Genomic DNA, 12,386 nt, shown 5'->3' on the forward strand with positions numbered 1-12,386 from the left:
TCACTTTCCCCCTGTCCTTTGAGCAAGTTGGTCGACGTCTTTGTCCCCGCGCCCGGAGAGGCACACCACAATCACCTGATCTTTGGACATCCTTGGCGCTTCCTTGATGGCCTCGGCGACAGCATGTGCGCTTTCCAACGCCGGAATGATGCCCTCCAGTCGCGTCAGCGTGGAAAACGCTTCGAGCGCTTCGTCGTCCGTAATGGGAACGTACGTGGCTCGGCCAGAGTCGTGTAACCAGGCGTGTTCCGGCCCAATGCCGGGGTAGTCGAGACCTGCGGAGATGGAGTGCGCAGGCGTCACTTGTCCATATTCGTCCTGCAGCAAATACGTGAGCGATCCGTGCAGTACACCGGGCCGCCCCTTCGCAATGCTGGCCGCGTGCTTCTCGGTGGTGATGCCGTGACCTGCCGCTTCCGTGCCGACCAACCGGACCGAAGTGTCTTCCAGGAATGGGTAGAACATGCCCATGGCGTTGCTGCCACCCCCGACGCATGCAATGACCACGTCTGGCAGCCGTCCTTCCAGTTCCAGGCACTGCGACTTCGTCTCGTCGCCAATCACGCGCTGAAAGTCGCGGACCATCATGGGATATGGGTGAGGTCCGACGACAGAGCCAATGATGTAGTACGTGTCTTCTACATGCTCCACCCAGTGGCGGATGGCTTCATTCGTGGCGTCCTTCAAAGTGCGGGTTCCGGACGTTGCTGGGACCACTTCCGCACCCAGCATCCGCATCCGGAATACGTTCAACGCTTGCCGCTTCATGTCTTCCTCGCCCATAAACACGGTACATTCCAGCCCGAACAAGGCTGCCACGGTGGCGGTTGCTACGCCGTGCTGACCAGCGCCCGTCTCTGCAATCACACGTTTCTTCCCCGTGTGCACGGCCAGCAGGCCTTGGCCGAGCGTGTTGTTGATTTTATGAGCACCTGTGTGGTTCAGGTCTTCCCGTTTGAGGTAAATCTTCGCGCCACCGAGTGCCTCCGTCAGACGTTTCGCAAAGTACAGTGGCGTGGGGCGGCCGGAGTAGTACGCGAGATAATACTGCAGTTCCCGCTGAAACGACGCATCGCCGGACAGGCGTCGGTAGTCCTGCTCCAACTGGTGTAGTGCGGACATCAGTGTCTCTGGAACATACCGTCCGCCAAACGGTCCGAAACGGCCATGTACGTCAGGATACGTTGCTTTGCTGCTCACTACGGCTCACCGCCTTTATCAGTTCGATGATTTTGTTCGGGTCTTTCCGCCCGGCTCGCTCCACACCAGAAGATACATCGATGCCGTACGGCCTGAAGTTGGACAGTAGCGACTGGACGTTATCCGGCCGTATGCCGCCCGCCACCCAGAGCGGCGGGAGCGATGCTCCTTCACACGCGGCGGCCATCTCTTTTAGAATGGACCAATCCCAGGCGACGCCGTGTCCTCCAGACACGCTACCCGCTTCCTTGGGCGGCGCCGCATCCAACAATATGGCGTCCACAACTTCTGCGTACTGGAGGACGCGTTCAGCCAGCCTGTTGACATCTGCATGCTGCAACGGAACACAAATGGATTTCCAGACGGTTCGCCCCTGTTCTCGCAACTGGCGGCAGTCCGATGGCGTCTCATTCCCGTGCAACTGAGCGACTTCCAACCGCGCGGTTTTCATGATGGCATCTACCGTTGACACCGACGCGTTGACAAACACCCCGACGCTTTTCACGGTGTCCGAAGGTACCGTTCGCACCATGTCGCCGACGGCGCTCGGTTCGACGTATCTTCGACTCTGCGGAACCAACACGAAGCCAATGTGCGTCACCACTTTGTCTGCAGTAAAACGGAGATCATCTCCGGGGCGCAAGCCGCAAATTTTCACACACGTCATCCCGAAACACTCCGTTGTTCTAATTTTGCGGTGACTCCGCAGAGTTCCTGAACTTTCTGCGCCGCGTCCTCTGGATGGCCCGTTCTCATCAGGGACTCGCCCACGAGAATGCCACTCGCGCCGTACGACAACATGAGCTGGGCATCCTCTGCGCTGTGCACACCGCTTTCCGCAATCACCAGTTGACCTTTGGGTGTCTCTCGGATCACATCTCTCGTGGTGTTGAGGTCCACTTCGAACGTGTGCAGGTTCCGGTTGTTGACACCAAGCACCGAAGGATTGGCCTTCAACGCAGCGTCCAGCTCCGACAACGCGTGCACTTCTATCAGAACATCCAGGCCAATGGACTGTGCGTAGGCGGACAGTTCAACCAGTCGATTTGGCTCCAGGGCCGCCACAATCAACAGCACCGCGTCTGCTCCAGCCAGCCGCGCCTCCGCGATTTGCAGCTCATCGATGATGAAGTCTTTGCGCAACACCGGTAGATTCACGTGCGCGCGAATGTCGCGTAAATCCTTCAGGGAGCCCTGGAAGTAGCGTGTATCCGTCAGTACGGAAATGGCTGATGCACCACCCCGCTCATACGCAGACGCCATGGTGACCGGGTCCAACTCAGGGGCAATGGGGCCCTTCGATGGACTCGCCTTCTTGAACTCCGCGACAACCGCCAGTCCGGCTGCACGACGAATGGAGGATTGAAATCCCCTGCAGGGCGGTAAGTTCGACAGAGCGGACAAGTCGATGGATTGACTTTTCAATTGGGACACTTCTTCGCGCTTCGTCTCAAGGATCCTGGGCAAGAAGTCGGTCATTGGGCCACCTCCGCTTGTGCCGCGTATCGGTTGGACGCTACAGCGACTCGTTGCAGCGCAGCAGACACCGCCCCACTGTCCAGCAACCGCTCAGCCAATCGCACGCCTTCTGCGATGCTGGTGACCTTGCCGCCAACGTACAGCGCCGCACCGGCATTGAGTACGACGACATCGCGCCGAGGCCCCCGTTCCCCATCGAAGACGCGGCGCAGGATGCTCGCGTTCTCTGCCGCGTCACCGCCTTCCACCGCGGACAGTGGAGCGGTCGGTAACCGGAAATCGGAAGGATGCACCGTGTAGCGGGTCACGCGACCGTGTTTCACTTCGGCGACTTCCGTCGGGCCCTGTAGAGAAAACTCGTCGATGCCGCCGTCACCGTGGACGACGAGCGCGTGCTCAGTGCCGAGCTGTCCCAATGCCTCGGCGACCTTCTCGACGAGGTCAACACGGTACACGCCGAGCACCTGGCGCGTCGCGCCCGCGGGGTTGGTCAGCGGGCCCAGAATGTTGAACACGGTGCGGAATCCAAGTTGTTTGCGCGGTTCTGCTGCGTGTTTCATTGCCGGATGGAAGTGCTGTGCGAAGAGGAAACAAAGATTTGCTGCTTGTAAGCACTCGAGCGCTGCTTCAGGGGACAACTCAAGGTGGATGCCAAGCGCCGCGAGCACATCGGCACTGCCACTTTTGCTGGACACGGCACGATTGCCGTGTTTGGCGACCTTCACGCCAGCGGCTGCACACACGAACGCGGTCGCCGTGGAGATGTTGAATGTATTCGCGCCATCGCCACCTGTTCCGCACGTGTCCAACACGGGGAACGGAGGATTGAGTCGCACACTGTTTTTCCGCATAGCTCTGGCGAAACCGACAATTTCCGATACTGCTTCCCCCCGTACTGCCAGGGCAGCCAGCAATCCGGCCGTCTGCACAGGGGTAATTTCACCGTTCATGAGGGCATCCATGAACGCCTCCGCCGTTTCCGCGGTCAAAATGTCACCTGACGAGACGGCTTTCAATACGTCCTTGACCACCATGTGCCTCGACTCCTCTCTGCTCAACTCGTCGCGTCGTCGCCTGCCGTCGGAGAAAAAACAAAATCCACAGGACCAGGCGTCGCCCAACCTGCGGATGCAGTATCCCAGAGTTCGTTTGCGAAACAAATAGACGTGGGATCTCGTTCCTCCGCTCGGCTCTACTCCATCTCATCTCTCAGCGACTGCACTCGACTCAACTCAGCAATTTGCAACCCGACGACGAATCCGTCATTTTGCAAATCACTCAACTACGAAAACTTATTGTGTTCCATATTACGAGTTGTTGGCCATTTCGTCAACAGACATGTGCAAAATATGCTACTTTGCATCGGCTACGTCTGGGCGCAGCCGAACGGCGTCACCAAGATACACGTGCTGAATGTCCTGCTGAGACTTCTCTGTGTTGACATGGACCAGCACGCGAATACACAATGGCATGGCTCCCGGCACGCTGATTTCGGTGGCGCACATCAGGGGCACCCACTGCCAGCCCTCAATACTGCGAACAGCCTTGGCCGGAAAGTCCGCATTCAAGTCGGGCGTCATGGTGAGCAAGACGCTCGCTACGTGATTCACGTCCAAGTCATTGCGCATAATGAGGGTCTCCATCAATTGCCGCGTCGCGCGAAATATCGCCTCCGGCGTATTCTCGTCCACAGTGACCGCACCGCGGATTCCGCGTACTAACATGTCCATCCCCCATTCTGATGTACATCCGTCCAGGCACGGGCCACTTCGTCATATGTCGCGTCGCGCACCACGACGACTTCCCCAATCCCTTTGGGAAGCGCAAACCTCCAGCCCTCACTCGTATGCTTCTTGTCATGCCGCAAGTACTCCATCACTTCCGCGAGCGGAAAGTCCGCCGTTCTCAGGGGAAGACCATGCGCCTGAAGCGCGGCAAAGATCTGATCTCTCTCGGTTGTGGAAACCAGGCCGCGATGCACTGCCATCTGCGTCTCGACGGCAATGCCGATGGACACCGCCTCTCCGTGATTGAGTTGGTAGTGTGAGTATTGTTCCACGGCGTGTCCGACCGTGTGACCGAGGTTCAACTTCATGCGTTCTCCGCTTTCCCGTTCGTCTCGCTCCACAACGGCCACTTTCACCGCGCAGGCACGCGCCAGCAAGGTTTCCGTCGGAGCGGGCCCAGGATAACAGGTGAGCGGAGCGCGGAGGAGTTCCCGGAACAATTCCGCGTCTCCAATCAAACCGTGCTTGATCACCTCGGCCATTCCTGCCGCCCACTCCCGCGCAGGAAGGGACGCCAGCAGACTCACGTCGAACATGACGGCCAACGGTTGGTGAAACGCGCCCACCAGATTCTTGCCGCTTCGCAGGTTGATCCCCACCTTGCCGCCGATACTGCTGTCGTGGGCGAGCAAAGTGGTCGGCAACTGGATGAATGGAATCCCGCGGTAGTACGTCGCGGCCACGAACCCGGCCAGGTCACCCACTACGCCGCCTCCTAATGCCAGGACGATGCCGTTACGTGGAATGCCCGCCTCTACCATTGCCTCGTACAGCCGCTCTGCGGTCGCCAGCGATTTGCTCGCGTCCGTCGGCGCCACAACCGCCTTGTGCAGCACGTATCCCGCTTTCCTGCAACTCTCTGCCGCATGGTCTGGGTAGCCAAGGCGCGCCAGGTTTTCATCGGTGACGAGAAACAGTGGACGACTCGTGGTGACGCCGAGTTCCTGTAGTTGCTGGCCAAGTTCGTCCAGCAACCCGTCCGAAAACAGCACCGGATACGCCGCAGACCCCGTACGAACTGTCAGGCGCGCCGTCATCGTTGCTTCACCCGTTCCAGGTACGCGTTGTACGCGTCGCGAATTTGATCCATCGAATCGTTTCCGAACTTCTCCAGGAACGCATCTGCAATCACCCACGCTGCCACGTTTTCACCGACTACAGATGCCGCTGGCACGGCGCAGTAGTCCGACCGCTCCACTGCGGCAGGTTCCACCTGCTTGGTCACCATATCCACGCTGTTCAGCGGTTTGTACAACGTCGAAATGGGCTTCATGGCCACGCGCAGCACAATGGGTTCGCCGTTGGTGACGCCGCCCTCGAGACCGCCTGCACCATTGCTCGGGCGCATGTACCGGGAGCCGTCGTGTGCAATCGGATCGTGTACTTTGGAACCGAACCGCCTTGCAGCCTCGAAACCAAGCCCAATCTCCACACCCTTGATAGCCTGGATGCTCATCAACGCGCCAGCCAACCGCCCGTCCAGCTTCCGGTCCGGGTGCACGTAGCTGCCAAGTCCGATGGGGCAGCCCTGGATGACAATTTCAAAGACCCCTCCGACCGTGTCCCCATTGGCTTTTGCCTCGTCAATCAACGCCATCATTTTGGATTCGGCGTCTTTGTCTGCGGTCCGCACCGGCGACGCATCAGCAGTTGCCACCAGTTCCGCCCAGTCTCTGGGTACTGACTGTGCCTTGACACTGCCGATCTCCACCACGTGCGCAGTGACTTGAATATTGAAGGCAGCGAGCAACTGGCGCGCCAAGGCACCTGCTGCCACCATCGTCGCGGTGTTGCGCGCACTCGCACGCTCCAGCACATTGCGAATGTCGCGGTGGTCGTACTTGATGGCGCCCGCCAAATCGGCGTGCCCGGGCCTCGGTCGATGAATTTCCTTCAGCGATTCCGGTGGACTGTCCCACACCGCCATCTTGTCCGTCCAGTGCGAGAAGTCCCGGTTGACCACATGCATGGTGATGGGTGATCCCAACGTGTATCCAAACCGCACGCCACTGGTGATCTCCACTTGGTCGGACTCAATTTTCATCCGCAAGCCGCGACCATAACCCTGTTGGCGCTTTTTGAGTTGCTCATCAATGATTTCTTTGGATACTTTCAGTTGGCTCGGAAACCCCTCCACGATGACCGTAAGTTCCGGTCCGTGGGATTCCCCTCCAGACAAATAGCGAATCATCAGGCGTTCGTCCTCTCTCCAGTCTCTTCTCTGCTCAGTACGTTTTGATAATTATAACATGGACACAGACGGTGGAACGGACGGGATTTTCGGTGGAACGAAAAGAGGCTGCACGCAGGCAGCCCCCTGTTTCCTACCGACTCAATAGGAACGAATGGCTTCCACAATCAAACGTACAGCCGCTTCCGCGTCACGCAGGTCCACCATAGTCGACGTGTTGCCCACATACCGCGCTGGGTATGACACACCGCCGACCGGAATGCCGTCCACTGACAACTGAATAGACCCTGCGTCGGACAAGCCGCGCGGCCACACTTCATATTGAATGTCGATGCCCTCCTTCTTGGCCGTTTCAATCAGATGATCTTTGACCTTAAGCGGCACAATCGCAGTCCCGTCCATAATTTTCACGGCTGGGCCAGCTCCGAGCTTCAAATCCATGCGCGTGGCCTGGGGCATATCTCCCGCAGGTACCGCGTCCACCACAATAGCCAGGTCCGGTTGTAATTGAAACGCAGCCGTTTTGGCTCCCCGCGCCCCCACTGTCTGCTGTGACGTGAAAACCAGGGAGACGTTGTGCCCCGCGGCTGCAGCTTGGCGGAACGCTTCGATGGCAATGGCACAGCCCACGCGGTTGTCCAGCGCACGCCCTGCCAACTTATGCTCGTCAATGTCCACAACGGGCTCCAATGCCACGCCGGACAGACCAATGTAGACCTTGCTCTTCGCCACATCTCCGTTCTCTGCGCCGATGTCCACATATAGGTTGTCGAAAGAAATATCCTCGAGCTTTACCTTCGACTCGACGCCGACGACCCCCGTCACGCCATTGGTGAACTTCACGTGACGGCCCACCAGCGCCTGTGCTTTCACGTCTCCGACGGAAATCACGCGGAGGAACCCTTCATCTTCAATGTGAATCACCATGACGCCCGCTTCATCCGCGTGTGCTGCCAGCGCAACGTGTGGACCGTTTCCTGATTTCTTGGCAATGCCGTTGCCTAAGGCGTCCGTGTAGACCTCGTCCGCCACGTCTTTCACCAGTTCAAGCAGCGCTTCTTGCACCGCAGACTCCGAACCGGACGGCGCTACGTAGCCGGCGAGCTTCAATATTAAGTCTTTCATGCCGTAAATCCCCCTTTAGCGAGTTCCGTCAGAATCGCGGACACCAGGCGAATCGTGTTCTGGTAGTCATCCAGTGAAATCAATTGGGTTGGGGCATGGATATAGCGGACGGGTACGGAAATTCCGCCGCCGATAATGCCTTCCCGGACCTTGTGAATCGCACCGTAATCGTTCGATCCGCCCTTCACCCGCCGCAATTGGTAGGGAATGCTGTATTTTTCAGCAACCGACATCATGAACTCGAGGAACCGGCGGTTGGCGATGGTCTGCCCGTCATGAACTGTGAGCGCTGGTCCTTTCCCCATGATGGTGGATTGTCCGTGCCCCGGTGCATCCGCCACGTCAAAGCAAACGGTGCCTTCCAGGGCGATGGCGATGTCGGGCTGTAACCGGTATGCCACTGGACCGGCACCGCGCAATCCGATTTCCTCTTGAACGGTGAAGGCGCCATACAGTGGCAGGTCGAACTGCGCTTTCAGGGTTTCCACCAGTACAGCGCATCCGACTCTATCGTCAAATGACTTCGCCTTCGCACAATGGTCGCCGATTTCTTCGTACTTCGTCGTGAACATCGCCACGTCGCCCAACTTCACTGCAGACAGGGCATCGTCTTTGTCCTTGGCTCCAATGTCGATGTAGAGCTGTTTCAGAGAGAGCGGTTTCGTCCGCTCCTCCGGGGATTGCAAATGGATGGGCTTCGCCCCAATGACGCCGAACCGCTTTTGCGGCCCGATTTGCACCGGTTTGGACACGAGGACGCGCGGATCGATTCCGCCCAGTGGCCGGAACCGCAACAGACCGTTTTCCTCCACGTGTACAATCATCAGGCCCACTTCGTCCATGTGGGCATCCAGCATCACGCGCGGTCCGTTCTTGTTCACGCCCTTTTCGCAAATGAGCGTGCCCAGCACGTCCGTGTAATGCTTATCGACGTAAGGCGTCACTTCTTCGCGGATGACGTTTCTGATTTCGTCTTCAAACCCGGACGGGCCCATCGCTTCCGTCAATTTCTTCAGTAGCATGTGAGTCCCTCCACGGTTTTGGCGTCAACAGTCGTTATGTAGTGCGCCAACAGGCGGCCGCAGTCGATGATATCATCGTACGATCCGGTCTCGACCGAACAGTGCATGTATCGAATGGCGATACCCACCAATCCGGAAGCAATCCCTTCTCGCGTGATCTGGAAGGCGCGCGCGTCGGTGCCGGTCGGACCTTGCGACAACTCCAGTTGGTACGGAATGTGATGCTCTACAGCCGCGTCGCGCAGTCCTTGAAACACCTTCGGATGGATGTTGGGACCGAAGGCGATGGCCGGACCTTTCCCAATCTTGAAGCTGACGTCCGCATCTTGCCCAGGCATGTCTGCGAAAGTCACGTCGATGCCAATGCCAATGTCGGGGTTCACTCCGTACCCAGCCGTGGTTGCGCCACGTACCCCCACTTCCTCTTGGACAGTGGCTACAGCATACACGTCCGCGACGTGTCTCATGGGTTTCAGCAACCGCAGGCATTCCAGAATGACTGCGATGCTGGTTCGGTCGTCCAATGCTTTGCCACTAATACGGTTATTTAATAGATCCATGGTTTCGCGGTGGAGCGTGATCCGGTCGCCCACGTTCACCAATTCGCGCACACGCTCTTCAGACATGGCGACGTCGATAAAGAGGTCTTCCAGCGGAGCCGCCTTGCTTCGCTCTTCCGGTGAGGTCAAATGAGGTGGTTTGGATCCGACAATGCCCAGCAGTGGCTGTTTGCCATGCACGACGACTTCCTGGCCGACGAGTGTGCGTGGATCGAATCCGCCCGCCTGCCACACACGGAGAAATCCGCCTTTGTCAATCTTCGTGACCACCAGCGCAATTTCGTCCATGTGCGCTGACAGCAGGATTTTCGGGCGCGGGCCGTCTCCTTCACCCCGCACCAGCGCGATGACGTTGCCCAGTTTGTCTATCTGGACGTCCTCGGTATACTCATTGAATGCAGTGACACACTTCTCGGCCACAGCTTGTTCAAAGCCGGGTCCCCCGTGGGATTCCAGAAGATCAATGAGTGTGTCTTTGTGGTTCTGCCTCGTCACGTCAACACCCCTTTCCACACATATGTACATCTTACCAGATACGCGCTGTCGATTGGATTGGACGTGGGAACGGCGGATGCACCGGACAGTTCACGCGTCCGGTGTGGTCTCTACCTCGCGCCACACCACTTCATCGCCGCCTAGCGCTACCCACAAACGCCGGATATCCGATGCAACGGGCGCTGTCGCCGTCTGGGTTTGATGCGTAACCGGATGCTCCCACGTGAGATGCACCGCGTGCAACGCTTGCCGCTCGAACGGAATTGGAAGAGCAGCGGTGCTGGGGTTCTGCTGTGAGCCTGCGCCATACACCGGATCGCCCACCAACGGCATGCCCATCGCGGAGAAATGCAGACGGATTTGGTGCGTGCGGCCCGTCTCCAGGCGAATGTGTACCGCGCTAATGTGCTCGGTCCGCCCCAACACGCGGTAGTGCGTAATGGCGCGTTGTCCGGAAGCGGTGATGATTCGGCGAGACGGTCGGTTTGGGTCCATCCCGATGGGCAAGTCGATGGTGCGCCACTCCCCAACTTCCCCAATGTCGAACGCCTGGTCGTGCCAAACCAGCGCGCAATAGGCACGGTGCATCTTGTCGTTGCGCAGCGCAATGTCGAACAAGTGATGAATGTGCGCGTGCTTGGCGAACATGACGACGCCCGACGTGTCTCTGTCCAATCGGTGCACAGAGTGTGGCACGGCTCCCTGGCCCTGCAGGTGGTACGCAACGCCCGCCAGCAGGGTGCCTGTCCGTTCGCGTGCCGTTGGATGTGTCAGCATTCCTGGTGGTTTATTGATGACAATGACCTCGGCGTCCTCATATCGGATGTCTAAGTCCATTGGCTCTGGGGGGATGTCGGAATGCTCCCGAGGTAACTTAACAAGTATTTTGTCGCCTTCGCTCACAGGTTGGTTCAAATATGCGAGTTGCCCATTTTTCAGAACGCCTTCATACGGAGCCATGGTTCGCAACAGGCGTGTCGAAAACTTTAGCTCAGACTGCAGCAGGGATTTCAACTTCCTGCCATGCCACGCCTCTGGGATGGTAAATTCATAAGTGAAAGGATGGTCTGACATCGCCAAGTGTCCTCTTCCCTCTTCGATGTATTCAATCGGCGGCAGTGCTGAGTATACATATACCACAGAACGCCGAATTGACGGAGTCTGAGAACAGGCCCTGCAATGAACAACAGGATACTCGAAAATCGTCCAATAACGCCTTTTGATATGAACGACACCTGTCAAGCCCCGTGTCGTGGTGAGGTTGAAAGCCCGGCCCGAAGGCAAGGTTCGTCGACGGTTAGCACACTGATATTCGCGGGTTGGTTACCGCATTTCGTACCTCCGTCAAGGGGCTGCCTCGGACTATGTACGTGCGTGAGGCACCTGTGAGCCTTGCACAAAAAGACGACGAGGGTTCCCCGTACCGGATTCCTTTGCCTTCAGGCCCGACCTTCAACCCTGTTCCTCAAACAGTAACAGTCTTCGTTAACTTTACTTTCGGACTCGGTTATGCAGGAGTGGAGGTTTCCATCTGTCTCTCCGCCTCACATGCAATGGCCCATATGAACCCCAGCAATTCTCTCGCCACCGCGGTAACAGCTACATTGTGGTTTTTCCCTCGGGAGACCATTCTCATATACTTTCGGTGCAATCTGTCCTGTGCCCGCCACGCTATATCTCGTATTCGTGCACTCTGCCCTTCTTGGCGCTTCTTTATCGCTCTTTTTACAGCTGGTTTGTGTCGGTAACTCCATGCGGCTTCTCCAAGCGTCCGTCGTAAATGTGAATTCCCTGCTTTCGTGATACGGCCTTGCCATCGAGACGAACCACTCGAGTACTCCCTTGGGACCAGTCCTGCATAGGCCATGAGCTGTTTGGGGTTACGGAATCTTCGAAAATCCCCAATCTCTGCAACCAAAGAGATCGCTGTCACCTCTGCCACACCACGTAGTATCTGTAACGCTTGAATAACCGGCGCTCGCTCGCTTTCTGTCGCTTCCAGATGAATCGCAGCTTCTAAACGCTTCAAGCGGCCCTCGATTTCATCCAACTGATGCAGATACTCCTGAAACACCATTTGCTCCCGTCTGTCCGTCCACTTAAGACTGTCCAACCACCGTCTATAGGTGCTGCTCCAGGTTTTCATCGGCTTTGTTGGACGTCTATCATGTCGAAGGAGGAACTTTGACAAACGTTGTTTTGCACGGAGCTTATCCTCGAGGGCGTCTTCTCTGGCCCGTACCAAGTCCCGAAGAGACTCGTCTTCCTCGCTCGGAACAAAGACCGGAACCAACTCACCAGCTCGAAATAGTTGTGCCAGCCGTAAGGCATCCCGCTTGTCNGTNTTTACCCTATCGCCCTGTCTTTTGGGAATGAGTGAAGGAGCCACAACAGTACAAGAGACGTCCATTGCATGGAGCAATCGATACAGGCCATAGCCCGTGGGTCCAGCCTCGTAGCAGAACTCCAGTTTTACTCCCTCGCCGTCGAGTTGACGTACGAGGTTTCTTACGGCCTCTACTGTATG

Annotated in this window: 12 protein-coding genes; all 12 read right to left on the reverse strand. The window is 57.5% G+C overall.

Features of this window, described 5'->3' with window-relative positions; all coding sequences use genetic code 11:
- Entirely contained in the window at nt 1-1,200 is a 1,200-nt protein-coding gene (gene trpB / locus YWK_RS0112210; protein WP_026965020.1) for a tryptophan synthase subunit beta, read from the reverse strand.
- Nucleotides 1,175-1,867, reverse strand: a complete 693-nt coding sequence (locus tag YWK_RS0112215; protein ID WP_035466851.1) for a phosphoribosylanthranilate isomerase — start codon at nt 1,865-1,867, stop codon at nt 1,175-1,177. Before YWK_RS0112215 ends, trpB begins: the two co-directional genes overlap by 26 nt.
- On the reverse strand, nt 1,864-2,679 hold the full coding sequence (gene trpC / locus YWK_RS0112220) for an indole-3-glycerol phosphate synthase TrpC (protein WP_026965022.1): 816 nt from the start codon (nt 2,677-2,679) through the stop codon (nt 1,864-1,866). Before trpC ends, YWK_RS0112215 begins: the two co-directional genes overlap by 4 nt.
- Nucleotides 2,676-3,713 (reverse strand): anthranilate phosphoribosyltransferase, encoded by a 1,038-nt coding sequence (gene trpD, locus YWK_RS0112225; RefSeq protein WP_035466855.1) that lies wholly within the window; start codon nt 3,711-3,713, stop codon nt 2,676-2,678. The genes trpC and trpD overlap by 4 nt, the downstream gene beginning before the upstream one ends.
- A 318-nt stretch (nt 3,714-4,031) precedes the next feature.
- On the reverse strand, nt 4,032-4,403 hold the full coding sequence (gene aroH / locus YWK_RS0112230) for a chorismate mutase (protein ID WP_026965024.1): 372 nt from the start codon (nt 4,401-4,403) through the stop codon (nt 4,032-4,034).
- Complete coding sequence (gene aroB, locus YWK_RS0112235; protein ID WP_035466858.1) at nt 4,397-5,503, reverse strand: 3-dehydroquinate synthase; 1,107 nt, start codon at nt 5,501-5,503, stop codon at nt 4,397-4,399. Before aroB ends, aroH begins: the two co-directional genes overlap by 7 nt.
- Nucleotides 5,500-6,657: a chorismate synthase gene (gene aroC, locus YWK_RS0112240; RefSeq protein WP_026965026.1), complete on the reverse strand. Its 1,158-nt coding sequence runs from the start codon at nt 6,655-6,657 to the stop codon at nt 5,500-5,502. The genes aroB and aroC overlap by 4 nt, the downstream gene beginning before the upstream one ends.
- Before the next feature lie 141 nt (nt 6,658-6,798).
- A complete protein-coding gene (locus YWK_RS0112245; RefSeq protein ID WP_026965027.1) occupies nt 6,799-7,782 on the reverse strand; it encodes a zinc-binding metallopeptidase family protein in 984 nt (327 codons plus the stop codon).
- Nucleotides 7,779-8,804 (reverse strand): M42 family metallopeptidase, encoded by a 1,026-nt coding sequence (locus YWK_RS0112250; RefSeq protein ID WP_026965028.1) that lies wholly within the window; start codon nt 8,802-8,804, stop codon nt 7,779-7,781. The genes YWK_RS0112245 and YWK_RS0112250 overlap by 4 nt, the downstream gene beginning before the upstream one ends.
- Nucleotides 8,795-9,859, reverse strand: a complete 1,065-nt coding sequence (locus YWK_RS0112255) for a M42 family metallopeptidase (RefSeq protein ID WP_051375546.1) — start codon at nt 9,857-9,859, stop codon at nt 8,795-8,797. Before YWK_RS0112255 ends, YWK_RS0112250 begins: the two co-directional genes overlap by 10 nt.
- A gap of 90 nt (nt 9,860-9,949) precedes the next feature.
- Nucleotides 9,950-10,933, reverse strand: a complete 984-nt coding sequence (locus YWK_RS19765) for an RluA family pseudouridine synthase (RefSeq protein WP_035466861.1) — start codon at nt 10,931-10,933, stop codon at nt 9,950-9,952.
- A 433-nt stretch (nt 10,934-11,366) separates the two neighbouring features.
- Nucleotides 11,367-12,386 (reverse strand): IS110 family RNA-guided transposase (locus YWK_RS19770; protein WP_035466863.1); only part of this gene is annotated, 1,020 nt, incomplete at its 5' end.

Source organism: Alicyclobacillus pomorum DSM 14955, from assembly GCF_000472905.1.
Classification (GTDB): Bacteria; Bacillota; Bacilli; order Alicyclobacillales; family Alicyclobacillaceae; genus Alicyclobacillus_A; species Alicyclobacillus_A pomorum.

Coding starts and splice junctions, on each gene's coding strand:
- YWK_RS19765 (WP_035466861.1), bottom strand. CDS start 10,933: ATGTCAGACCATCCTTTCACTTATGAATTTACCATCCCAGAGGCGTGG.
- YWK_RS0112250 (WP_026965028.1), bottom strand. CDS start 8,804: ATGCTACTGAAGAAATTGACGGAAGCGATGGGCCCGTCCGGGTTTGAA.
- YWK_RS0112245 (WP_026965027.1), bottom strand. CDS start 7,782: ATGAAAGACTTAATATTGAAGCTCGCCGGCTACGTAGCGCCGTCCGGT.
- aroH (WP_026965024.1), bottom strand. CDS start 4,403: ATGTTAGTACGCGGAATCCGCGGTGCGGTCACTGTGGACGAGAATACG.
- trpD (WP_035466855.1), bottom strand. CDS start 3,713: ATGGTGGTCAAGGACGTATTGAAAGCCGTCTCGTCAGGTGACATTTTG.
- trpC (WP_026965022.1), bottom strand. CDS start 2,679: ATGACCGACTTCTTGCCCAGGATCCTTGAGACGAAGCGCGAAGAAGTG.
- YWK_RS0112215 (WP_035466851.1), bottom strand. CDS start 1,867: ATGACGTGTGTGAAAATTTGCGGCTTGCGCCCCGGAGATGATCTCCGT.
- aroC (WP_026965026.1), bottom strand. CDS start 6,657: ATGATTCGCTATTTGTCTGGAGGGGAATCCCACGGACCGGAACTTACG.
- aroB (WP_035466858.1), bottom strand. CDS start 5,503: ATGACGGCGCGCCTGACAGTTCGTACGGGGTCTGCGGCGTATCCGGTG.